Origin of the sequence: Robertmurraya kyonggiensis (genome assembly GCF_005116465.1) — a bacterium.
GTDB lineage: Bacteria > Bacillota > Bacilli > Bacillales > Cytobacillaceae > Robertmurraya > Robertmurraya kyonggiensis.
The window spans coordinates 970076-988069 of sequence record NZ_SWBM01000001.1 but is presented as its reverse complement, the minus strand read 5'-3'; the positions used below and the strand labels follow the sequence as shown (position 1 = coordinate 988069).

25 protein-coding genes and 1 pseudogene are annotated in these 17994 nt (G+C 38.1%); 9 read left to right on the top strand and 17 right to left on the bottom strand.

Annotation, left to right across the window (positions count from 1 at the left end):
- Nucleotides 1–102: 102 nt before the first annotated feature.
- Together FA727_RS05010 and FA727_RS05005 are read right to left on the bottom strand one after the other, a co-directional pair.
- Nucleotides 103–501: a VOC family protein gene (locus tag FA727_RS05010; protein WP_136829625.1), complete on the bottom strand. Its 399-nt coding sequence runs from the start codon at nt 499–501 to the stop codon at nt 103–105.
- A gap of 30 nt (nt 502–531) precedes the next feature.
- Nucleotides 532–1101: a nucleotidyltransferase family protein gene (locus FA727_RS05005; RefSeq protein WP_438646605.1), complete on the bottom strand. Its 570-nt coding sequence runs from the start codon at nt 1099–1101 to the stop codon at nt 532–534.
- 133 nt (nt 1102–1234) lie between these two features.
- Between FA727_RS05005 and FA727_RS05000 the strand changes: the two genes are divergently transcribed.
- The gene (locus FA727_RS05000) at nt 1235–1846 is read left to right on the top strand and encodes a LysE family translocator (protein ID WP_136829624.1); all 612 of its coding nucleotides are present in this window, start codon (nt 1235–1237) and stop codon (nt 1844–1846) included.
- Between the two features lie 87 nt (nt 1847–1933).
- A complete protein-coding gene (locus FA727_RS04995; protein WP_281280842.1) occupies nt 1934–2944 on the top strand; it encodes a DUF3231 family protein in 1011 nt (336 codons plus the stop codon).
- A gap of 38 nt (nt 2945–2982) precedes the next feature.
- Here the strand turns inward: FA727_RS04995 and FA727_RS04990 are convergent, their stop codons facing one another.
- Nucleotides 2983–3321 (bottom strand): DnaJ family domain-containing protein, encoded by a 339-nt coding sequence (locus FA727_RS04990; protein ID WP_136829622.1) that lies wholly within the window; start codon nt 3319–3321, stop codon nt 2983–2985.
- Nucleotides 3322–3343: 22 nt separating this feature from the next.
- Nucleotides 3344–3880, bottom strand: a complete 537-nt coding sequence (locus FA727_RS04985) for a GNAT family N-acetyltransferase (RefSeq protein WP_136831016.1) — start codon at nt 3878–3880, stop codon at nt 3344–3346.
- 131 nt (nt 3881–4011) lie between these two features.
- On the opposite strand from FA727_RS04985, the gene FA727_RS04980 reads away from it, so the two are divergent.
- Complete coding sequence (locus FA727_RS04980; protein WP_136829620.1) at nt 4012–4356, top strand: hypothetical protein; 345 nt, start codon at nt 4012–4014, stop codon at nt 4354–4356.
- Between the two features lie 106 nt (nt 4357–4462).
- Here FA727_RS04980 and FA727_RS04975 read toward each other — a convergent pair whose 3' ends face one another.
- The 5 genes from FA727_RS04975 to FA727_RS24350 form a co-directional block, all read right to left on the bottom strand.
- Nucleotides 4463–4759: a ferredoxin family protein gene (locus FA727_RS04975; protein WP_194138505.1), complete on the bottom strand. Its 297-nt coding sequence runs from the start codon at nt 4757–4759 to the stop codon at nt 4463–4465.
- On the bottom strand, nt 4759–6054 hold the full coding sequence (locus tag FA727_RS04970) for an FAD-dependent oxidoreductase (protein WP_136829617.1): 1296 nt from the start codon (nt 6052–6054) through the stop codon (nt 4759–4761). The genes FA727_RS04975 and FA727_RS04970 overlap by 1 nt, the downstream gene beginning before the upstream one ends.
- Nucleotides 6038–7072 (bottom strand): electron transfer flavoprotein subunit alpha/FixB family protein, encoded by a 1035-nt coding sequence (locus FA727_RS04965; RefSeq protein WP_136829616.1) that lies wholly within the window; start codon nt 7070–7072, stop codon nt 6038–6040. The genes FA727_RS04970 and FA727_RS04965 overlap by 17 nt, the downstream gene beginning before the upstream one ends.
- On the bottom strand, nt 7072–7899 hold the full coding sequence (locus FA727_RS04960; RefSeq protein WP_136829614.1) for an electron transfer flavoprotein subunit beta/FixA family protein: 828 nt from the start codon (nt 7897–7899) through the stop codon (nt 7072–7074). The genes FA727_RS04965 and FA727_RS04960 overlap by 1 nt, the downstream gene beginning before the upstream one ends.
- Before the next feature lie 114 nt (nt 7900–8013).
- A complete protein-coding gene (locus tag FA727_RS24350; protein WP_170209238.1) occupies nt 8014–8163 on the bottom strand; it encodes a hypothetical protein in 150 nt (49 codons plus the stop codon).
- Between the two features lie 121 nt (nt 8164–8284).
- Between FA727_RS24350 and FA727_RS04955 the strand changes: the two genes are divergently transcribed.
- Complete coding sequence (locus FA727_RS04955) at nt 8285–8926, top strand: HD domain-containing protein (RefSeq protein ID WP_206663829.1); 642 nt, start codon at nt 8285–8287, stop codon at nt 8924–8926.
- 46 nt (nt 8927–8972) lie between these two features.
- Here FA727_RS04955 and FA727_RS04950 read toward each other — a convergent pair whose 3' ends face one another.
- From FA727_RS04950 to FA727_RS04935, 4 genes are all read right to left on the bottom strand, one after another.
- On the bottom strand, nt 8973–9503 hold the full coding sequence (locus FA727_RS04950; protein WP_136829612.1) for a YfiT family bacillithiol transferase: 531 nt from the start codon (nt 9501–9503) through the stop codon (nt 8973–8975).
- A gap of 64 nt (nt 9504–9567) precedes the next feature.
- Entirely contained in the window at nt 9568–9750 is a 183-nt protein-coding gene (locus FA727_RS04945; RefSeq protein WP_136829611.1) for a hypothetical protein, read from the bottom strand.
- 141 nt (nt 9751–9891) lie between these two features.
- The gene (locus tag FA727_RS04940) at nt 9892–10857 is read right to left on the bottom strand and encodes a glycerophosphodiester phosphodiesterase family protein (protein ID WP_136829609.1); all 966 of its coding nucleotides are present in this window, start codon (nt 10855–10857) and stop codon (nt 9892–9894) included.
- 25 nt (nt 10858–10882) lie between these two features.
- Nucleotides 10883–11248 (bottom strand): VOC family protein, encoded by a 366-nt coding sequence (locus FA727_RS04935; protein WP_136829607.1) that lies wholly within the window; start codon nt 11246–11248, stop codon nt 10883–10885.
- A 198-nt stretch (nt 11249–11446) separates the two neighbouring features.
- On the opposite strand from FA727_RS04935, the gene FA727_RS04930 reads away from it, so the two are divergent.
- The 3 genes from FA727_RS04930 to FA727_RS23965 all read left to right on the top strand — a co-directional run bounded on the left by FA727_RS04930 (nt 11447) and on the right by FA727_RS23965 (nt 13696).
- On the top strand, nt 11447–12826 hold the full coding sequence (locus FA727_RS04930; RefSeq protein WP_136829605.1) for an alkaline phosphatase: 1380 nt from the start codon (nt 11447–11449) through the stop codon (nt 12824–12826).
- A gap of 28 nt (nt 12827–12854) precedes the next feature.
- A complete protein-coding gene (locus FA727_RS04925; protein WP_136829603.1) occupies nt 12855–13487 on the top strand; it encodes a hypothetical protein in 633 nt (210 codons plus the stop codon).
- A 65-nt stretch (nt 13488–13552) separates the two neighbouring features.
- Nucleotides 13553–13696 (top strand): hypothetical protein, encoded by a 144-nt coding sequence (locus FA727_RS23965; protein ID WP_158318787.1) that lies wholly within the window; start codon nt 13553–13555, stop codon nt 13694–13696.
- 33 nt (nt 13697–13729) lie between these two features.
- On the opposite strand, the pseudogene FA727_RS04920 reads toward FA727_RS23965, so the two are convergent.
- From FA727_RS04920 to FA727_RS04910, 3 genes and pseudogenes are all read right to left on the bottom strand, one after another.
- A pseudogene (locus tag FA727_RS04920) lies at nt 13730–14274 on the bottom strand (HAD-IIIA family hydrolase).
- Between the two features lie 35 nt (nt 14275–14309).
- Nucleotides 14310–15926: an ABC1 kinase family protein gene (locus FA727_RS04915; protein WP_136829601.1), complete on the bottom strand. Its 1617-nt coding sequence runs from the start codon at nt 15924–15926 to the stop codon at nt 14310–14312.
- A gap of 96 nt (nt 15927–16022) precedes the next feature.
- Nucleotides 16023–16310, bottom strand: coding sequence for a hypothetical protein (locus FA727_RS04910; protein WP_136829599.1), 288 nt, complete (start codon nt 16308–16310; stop codon nt 16023–16025).
- A 273-nt stretch (nt 16311–16583) separates the two neighbouring features.
- Between FA727_RS04910 and FA727_RS04905 the strand changes: the two genes are divergently transcribed.
- The gene (locus FA727_RS04905; protein ID WP_158318786.1) at nt 16584–16952 is read left to right on the top strand and encodes a hypothetical protein; all 369 of its coding nucleotides are present in this window, start codon (nt 16584–16586) and stop codon (nt 16950–16952) included.
- A 2-nt stretch (nt 16953–16954) separates the two neighbouring features.
- Nucleotides 16955–17464, top strand: coding sequence for a hypothetical protein (locus FA727_RS04900; RefSeq protein WP_136829596.1), 510 nt, complete (start codon nt 16955–16957; stop codon nt 17462–17464).
- Here FA727_RS04900 and FA727_RS04895 read toward each other — a convergent pair.
- Entirely contained in the window at nt 17445–17984 is a 540-nt protein-coding gene (locus FA727_RS04895) for a GNAT family N-acetyltransferase (protein WP_136829594.1), read from the bottom strand. The genes FA727_RS04900 and FA727_RS04895 overlap by 20 nt on opposite strands.
- Nucleotides 17985–17994 lie beyond the last annotated feature (10 nt).

Genomic DNA, 17994 nt, shown 5'->3' with positions numbered 1-17994 from the left:
CCTATTCACCTCTTGATGATAATGTAACATAACACTGTTACGTTGTAAAGAGGATAAAAAAACAAGGTAGTTACACCTCGTAAAATCAATCTGAAGTCCTTATTATTTTTTACTATTTCCAATGATTATATTGATACGCTGCTGTTCTTCCTCCTTATCCAAGTACTCAAAAAAGCCAAGTTGATTTCCCCATGGGTCAGAAAAAGAACCCCATTTTACTGGTACCTCAGGTCTTGAATGAATTTCGAATTCTTTGATCCCTAACTCTTTTATGAGCCTTTTTCTTTCAGCCTCAATATTTTTCACTCCAAAACGTATCGGTCCATTTCCTTCTGTAGGAGTCTCTTCTGATACCTGCAACCAACATCCCGGAACTAGCTCCCACTCTGCAAATCCTTCATGTGGAATATAATCAGGTTTCTTATTTAAAACCGTTTCGTACCACTCTTGACCTTCTTTCATGTTTGATACTCTCACCTGATTCGTTACCTCAAAAATCATCGTCGCTCCCCTCCAATCCATCATTTTTTCTCAGCCTTCGCTATAATAGACGCTTACATTACTCCATATTGTTGTCCAATTCTTTTTCCTGACTCTATTGATATACTTGCTCATCCTTTCATCGGACGCTGCAAAATATGGTGTCGGCCTTACCTCAAGATTGGCCAAATCATCTATGCCATGTGGAGCAGATAGCAGAAGATTGTTACACTCATCTAGTTTTACCCCCAAAGCTGTTGCAGTTTCTGGAAACTTCGAAATAGCATCCACTGACGAACGATAAGGAGAAAAACTATTTCTCAAATGCATTCTTGCCTCATTCTTAACCGACCAAGGAATTGTTGGCAGCATCTCTTGAAGTTTTTCTTCTAGCCTTTTCTCCTCCTGTTCATCAATATTACTCGGATCAAAATAGATGACATCTATGTCAGGCATCGGTGTTCTTTGCTCAAATTGATGTAACACATCCCAAATTTTCGAACGAACAAAACCAGCACAAACCCACCAATCGGGTTGATCTAATAGCTTAACAGTTTCTAAAATCTCCATCATCCACTTATCACTTTCTATAAGTGAAATTATCTCTTCACTAGTTAGCATCATAATTCTCCTTTGATGTATTTCACTTCTTCTATTCTCCTTTAAGTACAATTTCTCCTTTTTCTTCCACAAAATTATGTTAAACTAAATCTTAAATTATCTGAATTTATCAACCAAAAAAGGAGCAACTAGTATGAATGATTTTTTAACCTTTTTACTACTATCATTATTTGTTGTAATGAGTCCTGGAATAGATACCGCCCTCATTACAAAGAGAACGATTTTACAAGGACAACAAGCAGGTTTTAAAATCGCACTAGGTATTACAACGGGTTGCTTAGTTCATACCTTTGCAGCCGCCTTGGGACTATCTGCGATTTTAATGCAATCTGCTCTTGCCTTTGAAATTATTAAATATGTAGGAGCCGTCTATTTGATTTACCTTGGTTTATCGTCTTTTATCAAAAGAAAAAACAAACAAGTGTTGCAGACGCAACCAGAAGTAAAAAACTCCGCTTTCAAACAAGGCTTATTATCCAATGTGCTCAACCCAAAAGTAGCAGTTTTTTTCATCACCTTTTTACCGCAATTTGTATCAACAGATACAAATACGTCCTTACAGCTTATTCTCATGGGAACCACGTACACGTTCCTATCAATTGCATGGTTTGTCATATACGTCCTATTTATCAATATTTTACGCGAATGGCTTATGTCTCCGAAGGTCCAAAGTGTTATAGATAAATCCACAGGCCTTGTTTTGATTGGATTCGGTTTGAAATTAGCGTTGGATAAGCATAATTAAATACTTGTGCATCCTTCTGGTCGATTTTAACGGATATTTTCTCATTGTAAGGAAAAAATAAACAAAAACAACTAGGGGGATTTTCTTTTGGAAGAGAAAAATTCGCAGCAGCTAGAAAAGCTTACATCCGCTGAAATGGGAAAGCTATGGGCAACTTACATGGGAAATAGCATGTCAAAATGGATTCTTACATACTTTCTTAGACATGTGAATGACAAAGATGTTAAGCATTTGTTAGAGCACGCCCTTCGGTTAAGCGAGGAGTTTCTCGAGACAATTACTCGCATTTTTGAAATAGATACCTTTCCAATTCCACAAGGATTTACAGAAGAAGATGTGAATCTAGATGCTCCTCGATTATTTGAGGACCAATTTTATGTTCATTATTTGAAATATGCTTCTAAGGCGGGGATGAGTCTATATAATGTAGCTGTTCCGTTAATGTATCGAAAGGATGTTAAGGATTTTTTCATTCATACAACATATGCAACTATCGAATTAATTGAGGAAATCAATAATATTTTAATGAAGAAAGGATTCATTCTGAAACCACCGTCCATTCCTGTTCCCGAAAAAGTGAAATGGGTAGAGCAAGATTTTCTAAATGGCTATTTTGGTCATGTTCGTCCGATGCATGCATTAGAGGTCACTCATCTATATGATAATATCGAAAACAATATAGCAAGTAAGGCACTTATTTTAGCATTTAGTCAAGTTGCCCAACAGGAGAAAATCAGGGAACTATTCATTCGAGGAACTAATATGACTCAAAAAGCAGTTGAAACCTATATGCACTATCTAGGAGAAGCAAGTTTGCCATCCCCCTCTTTTATCGACCATTTAGTAACTGAATCTACAGTACCACCTTTTTCCGATAAATTAATGCTTTTTCATAAAGTTGATATGTTTTCAATGAAAATTAGGAGCTTTGGCAATTCAGCAGCTGTCAACGGTCGTCATGATATTGGATTTATGTACACAAGATCATTAGTAAACATTACTTTATTTGTAGAGGATGGCGTGAAAATTATGATTAACAACGGATGGATGGAGCAACCACCAGAAGTCATCGATCGAAAGAAACTACTTTCTGAGTAACATGGAGAAAAGCTGCCTTCATTGGCAACTTTTCTCATTCACCAAATTTCCTTCGCCTTTTCTAAATGTTCGAGACTAACCAAACCTTTTTGCATTGGAAGAGGACAGATTTTGTTATGCTGCTTAATTTTCTTATTGATTTCTTTGACATCCTTCTCCGTTTGGCAGGCATGAACCAGTCGAGAGATATCCTTTTGCAGTTTTAACCATGGTGGCAGGAAACCTGCATCCTTGGCTATCTTTTGAAAATGCTGAAACGTATCCATCTGAAGATAGTCTTTCGAAAGAGGCTTTCCTTTCCCTTTGACGTCAAAATTGTCTTTTTGCCCAGACCTTTCTAAAATCTCACCAATTAAATCATTATATTTACGTTCCATAGGTACCTCCCATTTCCCACAACTATTCGTCATTCGGATTAATGATTGCTAATACCTGATGATCTTCCCAACGATTATTAATTTTGACATTTTTCCGTGCGATTCCTTCTTTATGGAATCCACTTTTTTCAAGAACACGAATGGAACCAATATTATGTGGCATCACACCTGCTTCAATCCGATGCAATTTCAACTCACTAAAAGCATATTCAACCAAAAGCTGTACCGCTTCTGTCATATACCCTTTCCCATTGTGTTTTTGATCAAGAAAATATCCAATGAAAGCACTTTGCAGAGAGCCGCGTATGACTTGAAAAAGATTGATTGTACCAATCAAGTTTTCATCTAAAAATACGCCAAATCGATATTCTTCATCTCTTTCTACACTCTGCTCCCATTCTTCGATTAATTCCCTTTGCTTGGCTATCGTATAGTAATCCTCTGTACGAATCATCGAAAACTGTTCAAAGAAAACTCGATTAATGATCTGTAAATCTAGTAAACGTTCCGCATCCGCTAAGGTAAGTGGTCTTAAATTAATGCGTTTTCCCTGTAACACTTGCAACACCTCTGGTAACATCATGCCATAACCACCATTAAAATGAAAATATTATGAAAACACAAATCTTTTTCCACCGTCATACATATAATGTTTATTAGACTTACTTTTTCTATAAGGGAGGGATGTTAATGACAGAAGGATTTAATTATCGCGATTTTTATCAAATCTCACCTATACCCATTAATGAAACGGATTTACAAGCAATTGAATACGAAGATAAATATCAAAAATTGTTTGCTGGTTTTACCCATTGGTTGATAGCATTAGAAGGTCTTGAAGCGCGTGAAAAAAAATACAGCTGGCGCGTCGTAATTTTCCCTTCAAATGAAATAGGCTCATTTAATAAATTTCTTCCCTACTTTCAATCACCCTATCATACAACATTTCATGATGCCGTAGCCTGTTTAAGAGACATTGAATTGAAAGCAAAGCACGACCAACTCATCGCCACTCCATACTTGCCACAATTATAGAGGTTCATTCCTCACTCCTTTTGACATCCATTGTGAAAAAAGTACATACCTCATTGCACCAATAGAAAAGGGCAAAGAACTTAGTCCTTCACCCTCCACCTATTCCTTAAGCTAACCTGAACACAATTCCATGACCGCCTTTCGGATATTCCCAACGAATATTTTGATGAGGACATCCTATTCGACAGCTTCCACACTCATGACAGCCTTCATAGCCTACATGCATGCGAATATCTTCCCATTTGTAGATTTCCGCTGGACAAAAGATCGTACAAATTTTATCAGGACATTGAGTTAAACAAATATCTTCGTCTTTCACATGAAGATGTGATTTTGTATCCGCGTTAAAGCGCACCAGATACTGTTTCGCTTCAATGGACTGAGCGTTGTTTTGTTCCCCCATTATTTGACCACCTTCCAAGCTCGATAAATATCGCGAGCGAGTTTGAATTTTTCTTTCGTTGAGCCGAGGTCCTTCATAATCTTCTTCTGTTTCTCCCATTTGGACGAACCATCAACCGTAAACATTTGACTAGCTGCTCGATTCACCATCGGAATATACTGTTCAAAATATTGAGGGAACTTTTCGAAATGATGAGTGGAATCCTTGTATTTTTTCATATCCTGACCAACGAATCCATCTAACAATTTAACTCGATAATGATCAAGCATTCTCTCAGAAAAATCTCCTGCTTCCTTCGCTAAAAGAACCGTTTCAGCAGCAAGTCTTCCTGACGTCATGGCTAGATTTGAACCTTCTCGATGAATCGCATTCACTAGCTGTGATGCGTCTCCGATAACAATGACACCATCACCAACAATTTTCCCCATTGAATTGTAGCCACCTTCCGGAATAAGGTGAGCTAAGTATTCCTGAGGTTCACTTCCTTGAATATATGGGCGTATCATTGGATGATTTTTCACATACTCAAGTAGCTCATAAGGCTTTATTTTATGCTTAATTAATCCTGATAGAAGTGTTCCTACTCCAAGACTTAATGTATCTTTATTTGTGTAGAGAAAACCTGTGCCGACAATCCCTTTTGTCGCATCGCCAAACAATTCGATTGTACAGCCTTGATTATCTTCAAGATTGAATCGGTCCTCGATTATTTTTTTATCAAGCTTAAGTACTTCCATCGTCGCTAAGGCTACTTCATTAGGCTTATATTCTTTATGAAAACCTAACGACTGTGCCAATAATGAATTCACACCATCAGCAAGAACGACGACATCTGCATACACGTCTCCATCAGGTCGATCTGTTCTTACGCCAACGACTCTGCCATCTTCAACAATGCATTCAAGGACAACCGTTTCATTGATCAAAATAGCTCCCTGTTGAACCGCTTTATCAGCGAACCATTGGTCGAATTTCGCTCGTAATACAGTAAAATTGTTATACGGCTCTTTTGCCCATTCCAACCCTTTGTAACTAAAGGTAAGGGCGGACTCTTTTTCCATCATCATAAACCTTTGTTCAACAATAGGACGCTCAAGTGGTGCCTCTTTATAAAATTCAGGGATAATATCCTCCATCATTTTTCTGTAAAGGACACCCCCCATGACATTTTTCGAACCTGGATACTCCCCTCGTTCAATCAGGAGAACATTAGCTCCTCCCTTTGCTAGATCATGAGCACACGATATTCCGGCTGGTCCAGCTCCTACAACGATTGCATCAAACTTCTCTGACATGACTAACCTCCTCCCTCGTTAATGCATTTTTGAATTCCTCTATTAAAATAGGTACAATTTCAAAAGCATCTCCAACTATGCCGTAGTGACATGATTCAAAAATCGGTGCCTCACTATCTTTGTTAATCGCAATAATTAAACCTGAGTTTTTCATCCCAACGATGTGCTGAATTGCTCCTGATATTCCGATTGCAAAATAGATTTTCGGCGTAACCGTTACGCCCGCTTGTCCGACTTGATGAGCATGAGGAACCCATCCCGCCTCCACCACATCACGACTAGCACCTACTACTCCTCCTAATGTTTCTGCTAATCTATGAATGATCTGAAAGCCTTCTGCACTTCCCAACCCTTTTCCGCCTGCGACGATAATATCTGCTTCATCAATTCGCACCTTTTTTGTTGTTTCTTTCACAATCTCTAACACTTTTGTGCGGATATCTTCTTCTGCTAGTGCTATGTTTTCTTCAATCACTTTCCCCATTCTCCCACGTACAGGAGTGAGCGCTTTCATCACTTTCGCTCGAACTGTCGCCATTTGAGGACGATATTTTTTACACAAAATCGTCGCCATAATATTTCCACCAAAGGCTGGACGGCTTGCTAAAAGTAAGCCAGTCTCCTCTTCCACATCCAACTCTGTCGTATCCGCCGTGAGCCCCGTCGGGAGGTCAGTAGCAACCGCACTCGCCAAGTCTTTCCCCGTAGAGGTTGCGCCATATAAAATAATTTCAGGCTTATATTTGTTGGAGCAATCTAGTAGTGCCTTCATAAAGGATTCGGTACGGTAATGTTTAAATATTGGTTGGTCATATACATACACAATATCTGCCCCATACTCAAATATCGTCGAAGCTAGATTTTTTACATTTTCTCCGATTAATACTCCTGCTAGGTTAGAAGCTCTTTTATCAGCAAGCTTTCTCCCAGCCCCTAATAGTTCAAGTGAGACCGGAGCAATCACACCATCCTTTTCCTCAATGAAGACCCAAATATCCTTGTAATCTTGGAAATCCATCAAGATTCCTCCTTCACAGTAAACAATTCTTTCTTTTCAAGAATAATAGAAAGCAATTGTTCTACTTGTTCCTTGGCATTCCCCTCGAAAATTGTTCCACCTTCTGGCTTTGATGGTGTCCATACTTTCGAAACAATCGTTGGCGAGCCCTTCAACCCTAATTGCTTAATATCTACATCCTCTAAATCATCCACGGACCAAATATAAGGTTCGTATTTTGCTGCCTTTAACATATTGGGAAAAGTTGAGTATGGTACTTCATTGATTGTTTTTTCAACAGATAGAAGGCAAGGCAACGTCGATTGAACCACTTCATGGCCATCCTCAAACTTTCTGTGAACAATAGCATATCCCTTTTCTTGATTGACTTCCACGACCTTATTTACTGAAGTAAGTGGCGGAATATCTAGGCGTCTTGCAATTCCTGGTCCCACTTGTCCTGTGTCCCCATCAATGGACATTTTTCCGCAAATAATCAGGTCAACAGGATTTGTTTTAGAGATTTTTTCTATCGCTTTCGTGACTGCATAGCTTGTTGCAAGTGTGTCTGCCCCAGCAAATCTTCGATCGGTAATTAAATAGCCCTCATCTGCACCAATTTCAATACATTTTTTGATCGCTTTTACCGCTGGTGGTGGTCCCATTGTCACGACAGAAACTGTTCCACCATAACGATTTCTTATTCTGACAGCCTCTTCAACGGCATGTGCGTCGTAAGGATTTAGAATTGCTGGAGCTGTTCTTCGATCCATCGTGTTTGTTTTCGGATTCATTTTTATGATTTTCGTATCCGGAACCTGCTTAATACAAGCTACGATATGTAGCATGTCACGCCCCCCTTTTATAAAATTCAAGTCATTCCTAGCCTGTTTACTTCTATCTATATTATTGTTTGGCTGTTTACATGCGAACAAAATAAAAGAGGAGAGCCTATGCCCTCCTCATTCATCATTTACTTCACCGTCACCGATTTCATCTTCCTCTTCAATTTCCTCTATTTCTTCTCCTTCTTCAGGCATTTCATCATCCCCACAGCCTGTGAGCGAGAATAGTGATGCACTGAAAAATATAGCAAATAAAAATTTCTTCATTCTCTATCAACCTCCGTCTATTTATCCTCTCTCAAATAAGAAAGAATATGCGGAAATTTGATAGCTATCAAAGAAAATATCATCTACAATGGAAAATGATAAATTATGGTAGGTGAATATAGTGAGTCATGACAAAAAGGTAGCTCTAACGAAAGAATACGTACATAAGGAATTACAGAATGACCCGAGTGGCCATGATTGGTGGCATATTGCGCGTGTAACAGAAATGGCGAAAAAGATCGCGATAGAGGAAAATGCTGATTTATTTATTTGTGAAATGGCAGCATTGCTTCATGATATCGCCGATGAAAAATTGAATGCATCTGAAGCAGAGGGAATAAAAAAAATTACGAATTGGCTAGAAACCATTGAGATTGACAAACCTGCAATTGAAAAAATAATTGCGATAATCTCATCCATCTCTTTTAAAGGTGGTGGACAACCAGCTCTAACTTCACTTGAAGCCAAAGTTGTTCAAGATGCGGACCGCTTAGATGCCCTTGGTGCTATTGGTATAGCACGCACCTTTGCTTATGCCGGTTCAAAAGGTGATTTGATCTATGATCCTGCAATCAAACCTAGAGAATCGATGACAAAGGAAGAATATCGCAATGGCAAATCGACTGCGATCAATCATTTCTATGAAAAATTATTAAAATTGAAAGATAGAATGAATACGGATTACGCGAAGAAGATTGCCGAAGAGCGGCATCAATTCATGCAAGAGTATCTACGTGTCTTTTTTGCCGAATGGAAGGATTAAGGATAGTAAAAGGGAACGCTCGTATAATCGAGGTTCCCTTTTACTCTTATGAATATACTTTCCATCCTTTTCGGCTACAGAGGGATGTTATGTGCGCAATATGATGACGACCATGCCAAGAATACATTCCAATATTTCTTCCAAGTGAGATTGTTCCTGAATCAGGGTGTACAAAGGTTTTTTCTAAATCTTCAAGCGTAAGACTAGTTAAAAGCGTAACTAAGCGCTGGTGTATACTCTCAAATAATGTTAGTGAAACTTCAACAGGCATTTTCGAATCGGGTAGCTTTGCCCATTCCCCTTCTTCATACGGCTTGATAACAGGATTGTCTTCCGTTAGTGCCAATTTGAATCGAATATATGCATTCAAATGACTATCTGCAAGATGATGCACGACTTGTCGCACCGTCCAGCCACCATCCCGATATGGGGTATCGAGCTGTTCTTCACTAAGTCCATGTACGGCCTCTCTTAGTTGTTCAGGTTGAACTTCAATTTCTTTAATCCATTTTTGAACAACCGGATTTGTAATCTCTCCTTCTACTTGAAACTTTCCTATTGGATATCTTTCGTCCATCCATTAATCCCCCCTCAGAAAACCATTATTAGATATGTTCGATATTTCTCTTCCAGAATCCTTTTTAACGCCCTTTAAAAAACACAAAAACGATTAATAAAATGATTAAGCTCACCATGATAAACGGTCCAATTCCTGAACTAAACACAATATAAATTTTAATATGTCGGAATGCGATGACAAGTAGAAATACCAATAAGAAGACGCTAAGCAAGGCGACAATAGGCATATTTCTGTTTCTTCTCAAAGGTTCTCAGCCCCTTACCGAAGCTTTTTTTGTCTCTCCACTATCATCACTATGTAATAAGGATCTTGTATTATTCTAATGATCATAAATGGACATAGTCTATAAGCAAAAGCTGCCCATTCGGACAGCCTTAAACTAATTCTATTCTGTTTTCTTAAATGTTGGAGCTATTTTTTCAATCCTATTCGTCCAAATTTCTCCATCAAAATTGTCTGGTAAACGTTCTAAATCCGATAACGTATCGAAGCCCTCAGACCAAGATCCATCACCCGCAACAATGACAACATTCGTACCAACCGACTCCATTCGTTTCACAAATTTATTGGGCCATCCCCACATCCAACGAGCATACGTTTCAGGTAGATGTATTTGTGTATTTTCACAAGCAATCGGGATATAACCTGTCCAACCAACTGCTATATATGGAAGCATACAGCTTTTCAAAGTCGCCATCGACATAACCGGGATTTCTGGCATTAGTTTCTTGAATGCAGCAATAGGCTCATCGTCCCCATATACCGTCATTAGCTTTTGTTGCTCAGGGGCAAGCTCACTTAAATACTGTGCCAAGAGCTCACCATCCACTTGCTTACTACTCTTAATATGTATAAGAAATGAACGCTCTGGAAATTTCGTCAACACTTCTGTTAAGGATGGCATCAAGCCTACCCCTTTTCCTCGAAAAGGAAAGGTTTTACCTCCATCAGCAGTGTAGCCATATCCGACATCCAATTGTTTCAATTCTTCCATCGTATAATCCGAAATCTCTCCCTTGCCATCGGTTCGGCAAGACAATTCGAAATCATGAAAAACAGCTAATTGATTATCTTTCGTTTTTTTTATATCAAATTCAATCACATCTGCTCCAGCAGCAAAAGCCGCTTCCATAGAAGGGATTGTATTTTCGAGATAGGAATGCTCTGGTTCATTTATAATTTCAGCCGTACATGTATCCCATTCAATTCCCTCCATCGGAAAGGTTTGAGCCATCCCACGATGAGCAAGCAGTGTAGGATTCCCTGCTTTTACAAATAGTGAAGTATTGTTTAAGAAAATGAAGATAACAAGCAACAATACAAATACTCCTACGATCTTTAACTTCTTCATGTACTAATCCTCAATAGATGTTCCTTTAGTCCTGACATACCATAAGTAAATTGCCATCTGGGTCCTTGAAAACAAAGAATTGCTCATTCATAACCTCTGTCACTATTTCCACTCCATACTCCATCATAAAATCATAGGCTGCGGAAATATCATCTGTGCCAAATTGAATAACTGGGACATTTATTCTAGGCACTTCTCCGCTTTCATCTTTCCACATCGGCATTGTATCAAGGATCATGCCTGCACCATCCATTTTAGCAACAAATAAATGCTCAAAAAAATCCTCGCCATCTTCCAATCCTAGAATCATAGTGTACCATTCTTTTGCTTTTTGAATATCTGTAACCGGTATAAATACAAGATTGATTTTGTTTTTAATTGGACTTTTCATTAGTTCAGCCTCCCCTAATATTTGTTTCTCCAAAAACCTCGGATCTCCTTCTAAATACTAAGAATTCTCAGCAACTAGGTCGATCCGCCGACCAACTTTCGACCTAAAAATATTTACAAAATTCAAACAATTATTTAATAGACTAGTAAACTATCAAAAATATAATAGGCAACGAAGGTAAAATAAGGAGGGAAATTCATGTTGTCAAAAAAGTGGAAAAGGAAACTCATCCCATTCACAGTAGTATCTGCAATAGCAGTCGGAAGTCTAATAGGAAGCATCCAGCCTGCCGATGCAAAGAACTATCACTCAAATTCCGGTCAAATCAAGAATGTCATCGTTCTTATTGGAGACGGAATGGGAGTATCTTACACGTCCGCACATCGTTATTTAAAAGATACTGCAAAATCAAAATTTGTTGATACCACTGGATTCGATCCATACCTTGTAGGTCAGCAAATGACTTACCCAGAAGATCCTGCTCAAAATATTACGGATTCTGCTTCAGCAGCAACGGCTATGTCTGCCGGAATCAAGACATATAACAACGCAATTGCTGTTGATAATGATGGAACTGACGTAAAAACTGTTCTGGAAGCTGCGAAAGAGCAAGGAAAAGCGACTGGACTCGTAGCAACTTCTGAAATCACACATGCCACACCTGCCTCATTTGGTTCACACGATCAAAGTCGTCAAAATATGAACGGGATTGCTGATGACTATTTCGATGACTTAGTAAAAGGAAAACATAAAATTGACGTCCTCCTTGGTGGTGGATCGGACCTTTTTATCCGAAATGACCGAAATCTTGTAGATGAGTTTCAACAAGATGGATTTAGTTATGTAACGAATAAGAAAGATTTATTAAAAGATAGAAATGATCAGATTCTTGGCTTGTTTGCGCCAAGAGGAATGGCAAAAATGATTGACCGCACAGAGGAAAGCCCTTCATTAGAAGAGATGACAAACTCTGCCATTCAGCGGTTAAGCAAGGACAAGGATGGATTTTTCTTAATGGTTGAAGGAAGTCAAATCGACTGGGCCGGCCATGACAATGACATCGTTGGTGCGATGAGTGAAATGGAAGATTTCGAAAAAGCATTCCAAGCTGCTATTAATTTTGCTAAAAACGACAAGCACACTTTAGTGGTTGCAACAGCAGACCATTCTACAGGTGGATTCTCTATTGGTGCAAATGGAATATATAATTGGTATCCGGAAGCACTAGAAGCAGCGAAACGTACCCCTGATTTCATGGCTGAGCAAATCGCTGCTGGTGCTAGTGTAGAAGAAACATTGAAGAAATATATTGATCTTGAATTAACAACAGAAGAAATTCAAACTGTGAAAACAGCTGCTGCGAAAAAGCAAACGGTTGAAATCGATAACGCTATCGAAAAAATCTTTGATATTCGTTCTAATACAGGCTGGACGACTGGCGGTCACACTGGAGAAGATGTTCCGGTTTATGCATATGGTCCTTCCTCTGAAAAATTTGCAGGACAAATTGACAATACTGACATCGCCAAAAATATCTTTGAAATTCTAAAATATAGAATTTCTATAAAAGACAGATAGACCATACGCGAATTTTGGAGGTATTTGTGTGAAAAAAGTATTTAGTCTTGTATTTCTAAGTACACTTCTGTTAGTAGGATGCTCAGACAACAATAGCTTGACGGAATCACATGTAGTCGAAGCAGAATCAACTTTTTCAACTGAATACAGTCCAAATCCTCAGGTACCAGATGATCGCACCTTGATGGAAATCGGCCAAACCGTTTCCGATGAAAAAGGCGAAGCCACTTTAGAAGCTATTTCACAAATTGGTGATACATTTGAGTTCGGCCTTATTCGACTCACGATCAAAGAGATGAAACAGATTCATTTACGACCTGACTATAGTTTAATCGACTATTTTCATGTTTTGACACACGAAGAGGAATTTGATTTCGTTAAAGTATTTGTAGAGGTCGAAAATACCTCCACCGAGAAAGTTCATTTCGCTCCTATCGCTAAAATGAAAACGAACCTTGGCGAAGAATTTGACTGGCACGAAGATATTTATCTTGAAGAGTTAAACGGGGAGCTCCTGGGGAAAGAAGTCAAGCAAGGGAATATAGGTTTCATTGTCCATAGTCCTGATACTCTCGAGTGGATCTTACTCGATACAAGCGATATCTTTGATAAAGATGAAAAGAAAATCTTCAATTCTCAAGAAATCAAACTGTCTTTTTGATTTGGAACATTTTCCTGTGGTTGGAATTCATTTGTTGAACCATCCTATTAATGGAGGTGAGGACATTGAAGGACATTAACCCAATCGAATATACAGGAAAGGTTTTAGACAAAAGAAATACCTTGACGGCTCCAACTGGTGAAAATTATCCTAAGCCACCTAGTAAACGAGTGTCGATTCAAGAACAAAGTAACCCTAATAAACCTTGACCTTAAAGGCTGCCAAGTGCAGCCTTTTTTGTATCACAATATCGACCGTGACCGTATCCATCGAACCGCCTCATTAAAATCACTAGCCACATAATCTGGCTTAGCGTTCGCCCAACGACCAACATACTCCTTATTAATGTATTGCTCATATGCAGCAGTACCACTACCCGTTTTAACCAATATTTTCATACTCCCTACTTCATCAGCAGCAACCAAATCCGTCCATCTATCTCCAATAAAAACGCATTTCTTCAGGTCTAAATGGTTTTCCTCTGCCGCTTTATGAAGCATCCCTGGTGATGGTTTTCTGCATTCACAACCATCCGTATGCTGATGTGGACATACAAGAATCCTATCTATTCCAAAATCCATTAATTCTTTTTCAAAATCCTCAATCCTCGCCTCTCCTCTTGCAATTCCTGGTTGATTGGTGAAAGAACAGGTTAATACACCTGCATCCTTCAATGCTCGCATTGACTCCTGAACTCCTGGGAATAATCAAACTTACTAGGATATATAACCGTGTCATTCCCACCAATCGTCCCATCTCTGTCTATAAAAACCGCCTCAATATTCAAGTGCTTCCCCTCCGTACAACTCAACTCTTTAGCTTTTATCTATGTTTATTAGGCATGTACTTCATCCACTTCTTTTGCCTGATATGAGCGATGATGTAACCAAACCCTGATACCACCAATATTCCAACAGAGAACTGAGTAATAATAGAGTGAGTTAAATAAATCCCCACTCCAGTTCCTACTGTACCAAGCAACAACAATTGGAATAAACTCTTTTTCCTGCTTTCATAAATCTGAAATTGAAAATGTCGTCTTTGCTCCACCTCTTTCATTGCTTCTAATTTCCGTGGCATGTTTAAAAAATCTGTGACTGTATGAAAAATCTTAAAGAGTGGTTGTGATTGAACCCAGCGCCAAGCAAATGCCCATTTTGCATTTCCCTGTTGATTGAGCCATTTTATAAAAATAGGCTTCGCAATTTCCACTAGATCGCCATCTGGCGCAAGATGCTGAATGATCCCTTCAACCGTTACAAAAGCTCGTCCCAAAAACACAAAACGTGTAGGAACCTGGATTGGCAAGACTTGAACCATTTCATACATTTCTTTTTTCAAAGCGAAAATATCAGCAGCTTTTAATTGACTCAGCTGAAAAGAGGCCATTTCTCCGAGAAACTTTTCTATCACACGAGCATCTGCCTCAGGTAGCAAGAAACCTAAAGTCCTTAGACATTCAACCGCTTTACCATAATTTTTTGAGAGTACGTTTTCGATTAGTTCCTGAAAACAATTAGCATCCTGTTTGCTTATATCTCCGACCATCCCATAATCAAGTAAAATAATCTTCCCTTTCTTCGTGACTAGCATATTTCCAGGATGGGGGTCTGCATGAAACGTACCTGGTTCAAGCCACTGAGGCAGGAATATTTCCAGTAAATGTTTTACCAAAACATCGCGCTTTACTCCCATCTCCAAGAGTGCATCATCATTTGTAATGCGCTCTCCTATTACCCAATCCATGACCAACACCTTGGAAGTGCTAAGCTCTGGATAAACGCTAGGGATCACGACATATGAATTATCTTTAAATCTCTCACTAAAGTAAATTTGTGTTTGTAGTTCTATATTAAAATCAAGCTCCCTTTCAATTACTTGCTTTAACTCCCGATATAACACCTTAAAATTGATGAAACCTTTTGGAACAGGGACGAGAAGGTCTATTAACCAAATAATGATTTTGAAAGTATGAAAATCTGTCTGAATGATGGATTGAATATTAGGTCGTTGTACTTTTATGGCCACTTGCTTACCACTTTTTAAAATCCCCTTATATACTTCGCCTATTGAGGCAGAAGCGACCGCCTCTTCTTCGATCGATTGAAGAAGTTCTTGTACAGGCCCACCCCATTCAGACTCAAGAACATGTTCGATTTCATTCCAAGTAGACGGAGGAACATGATCAGTAAGGTCTTCAATCTGTTTGATAAAACTCTCAGGCAGCAAATCTGCTCGAGTACTTAGAATTTGACCAATTTTAATCAATAACCCCTCTAATTCAAACAGAGTATTTCGAAAACGTTCTCCTATTTCACTCCATAGCTTGTCCCATTCAGATTTGGGTTTCTTCGTAATTTTATACCGGTATATTTGAAAAATGATGCCGAAAGCGAGCTTTAAGATTTTACCCATCCGCACAAATCGATTTGTCTTCATGAGGAACCTTCTCTCTTTTTAGAACTTCATACTAAATACGTTCTAGTTTTAACAAAGATTCACGGAAAAAGCATTCCACTTATTTTAAGGAATGCTTTACGTGGTACTCTTTTTCTCATTTATTTGTTCGCGGAGGCGTTCTAGCTCTTCTAGTGATAAGTCCACTAATGATTGCGTAATTTCCTCTTCAATTTGTTTTCGATTTTGTTCCCGAAAGTGTTCCCACCATTCCCGGAGACCATCCGTATGGTCGAGAAGGTATTCAATATCGATTACTTCGATATCGTCATCCGAAAGATAAGTTAAAACTGCTGCTAACATTCGACTTAATTCATTTATATCTTCAGAGGATTGCACCTTGGCTTCCTCAGTCTTTTTAGGCATTCGTTCTCCTCCTTACTCTTGAAACTATCATAAGGTTTTCTCTTTATGATAGTTTCAAGAGTAAAGAAGTTATACAGAAATTATGGAATATTTTTTCAAAAGTGCTATACCTATTTGCATATAGAGAGAAAGATTACTTAATACTAATTGTATTAAATCTATAGGTGTGATCTCATGGTCATTTCATTGTACCTTACTGTCGTTATGTTCTTTTTGTTCATTTTTTTCAACTATAAGAAAAGACTGCACCTTTATGAGATTTTCTTCATTTGGATGACTGTGTGGATCATCCTCCACTCGGTTTCATCCATACTACTCTTTAATTTACACGTGATTGCCTTGTCCGAACGCATGAGCTATTTTATCGTCTATTTTTTAAAAAGATTATTTCTACATCCATTAATTATCATTGTGTTCTTTGACCTATATGCAAGAATGAAAAAGCGTTCTTGGAAATTTTTTATCATTCTCTTCAGCATCATCAGCATGTCTTTAACTGAATTCATCTTTATCAAGATTGGTGTCATCCGTTCTACAACGAACAATTTCTTTTTATATTCTTTATCAGAATGGACTTTTACCGTTCTAACTACATTCACTTTCTGGATTTGGTATAGAAAAAAACGATTAATGAGGGAATAATTATGATACTTAATTTTCCGCAAAAATTCGATATAAATGAATGGTTTATCTTAGGAGCACTCCTATGTTCTTTACTTGTTTTCTTGTTAGTTCCGAAAAGATTCCCAAACCCTATTACACCGTTAATCGTGTTGGTTAGCATTTCTTTCCCAAGCATTCTTGATCATTCTCTTGCTGTAAACCCACATAATCTTTATAACTTAAACGATCGAAAAGATTATGAAATTTTTGATCTTATTTTATATCTTGTCTACCCTGCCTTTGGCTATCTGTATGTATATATACTCCATATTTTAGAATGGAAAAGGCTAAAGTTAGTGGCTTACCTGATGATATGGACATTGTTTTCAGTTGTCTTTGAAATTACTCTAACGAAAATTCATGTGTTTGTATTAACAGGGTGGAGACATGTTTATTCACTACCCGTTTATATTGCGGTACTGACAATTACTTATTATTTTTTCATATTCATTATGAATTATCAGGCCAAAACTACTCCACAGGAACATTAACTTTCCAAATCATATGATGGGCATCTTTTTCCCAATAATCCTTCAGAAAAATTTCTGGTTCTCCGAATTTTTTTTGCCAAATGTATTGGGCACGTTTATATCCGCTATCTAACCAAAATTGTTTAATCCCGTGATTGCTCATTTCTTGATACATTGATTTCAATAAAAGATTCCCGATACCTTGATATTGATTTTCAGGGTGTACAAATACGGTACCTAATTCATGTACCACACTTTCAGATTGAGGTAAACAACTCATAATAATCTCATTTGCTGGACCATAAGCAATCGTACCAATTATTTTGTCCTGGCAGATTGCTATTAAGAAGTATCTTTTCTCACCTTTTGTATTCAAATCTTCCAAAAGATATTTCTTTTTCACCAGTATTTCAATTTCTAAATCCTCTAGTTTGTCGCCAATGCCCTCTTTTATATAAGTGTCTTTGACCATGATTTGAAAGAACTCAAACAGTTCATCAATATCTTCACTCCTGGGTCTTCTTAACTCAATATTCAACACAATTGGTGTC

Coding starts and splice junctions, on each gene's coding strand:
- FA727_RS05000 (WP_136829624.1), top strand. CDS start 1,235: ATGAATGATTTTTTAACCTTTTTACTACTATCATTATTTGTTGTAATG.
- FA727_RS04960 (WP_136829614.1), bottom strand. CDS start 7,899: ATGCTACATATCGTAGCTTGTATTAAGCAGGTTCCGGATACGAAAATC.
- FA727_RS04980 (WP_136829620.1), top strand. CDS start 4,012: ATGACAGAAGGATTTAATTATCGCGATTTTTATCAAATCTCACCTATA.
- FA727_RS04970 (WP_136829617.1), bottom strand. CDS start 6,054: ATGTCAGAGAAGTTTGATGCAATCGTTGTAGGAGCTGGACCAGCCGGA.
- FA727_RS04935 (WP_136829607.1), bottom strand. CDS start 11,248: ATGAAAAGTCCAATTAAAAACAAAATCAATCTTGTATTTATACCGGTT.
- FA727_RS05010 (WP_136829625.1), bottom strand. CDS start 501: ATGATTTTTGAGGTAACGAATCAGGTGAGAGTATCAAACATGAAAGAA.
- FA727_RS04915 (WP_136829601.1), bottom strand. CDS start 15,926: ATGAAGACAAATCGATTTGTGCGGATGGGTAAAATCTTAAAGCTCGCT.
- FA727_RS05005 (WP_438646605.1), bottom strand. CDS start 1,101: ATGCTAACTAGTGAAGAGATAATTTCACTTATAGAAAGTGATAAGTGG.
- FA727_RS04965 (WP_136829616.1), bottom strand. CDS start 7,072: ATGGATTTCCAAGATTACAAGGATATTTGGGTCTTCATTGAGGAAAAG.
- FA727_RS24350 (WP_170209238.1), bottom strand. CDS start 8,163: ATGAAGAAATTTTTATTTGCTATATTTTTCAGTGCATCACTATTCTCG.
- FA727_RS04990 (WP_136829622.1), bottom strand. CDS start 3,321: ATGGAACGTAAATATAATGATTTAATTGGTGAGATTTTAGAAAGGTCT.
- FA727_RS04940 (WP_136829609.1), bottom strand. CDS start 10,857: ATGAAGAAGTTAAAGATCGTAGGAGTATTTGTATTGTTGCTTGTTATC.
- FA727_RS04905 (WP_158318786.1), top strand. CDS start 16,584: ATGACTGTGTGGATCATCCTCCACTCGGTTTCATCCATACTACTCTTT.
- FA727_RS04900 (WP_136829596.1), top strand. CDS start 16,955: ATGATACTTAATTTTCCGCAAAAATTCGATATAAATGAATGGTTTATC.
- FA727_RS04975 (WP_194138505.1), bottom strand. CDS start 4,759: ATGGGGGAACAAAACAACGCTCAGTCCATTGAAGCGAAACAGTATCTG.
- FA727_RS04950 (WP_136829612.1), bottom strand. CDS start 9,503: ATGGACGAAAGATATCCAATAGGAAAGTTTCAAGTAGAAGGAGAGATT.
- FA727_RS04930 (WP_136829605.1), top strand. CDS start 11,447: ATGTTGTCAAAAAAGTGGAAAAGGAAACTCATCCCATTCACAGTAGTA.
- FA727_RS04910 (WP_136829599.1), bottom strand. CDS start 16,310: ATGCCTAAAAAGACTGAGGAAGCCAAGGTGCAATCCTCTGAAGATATA.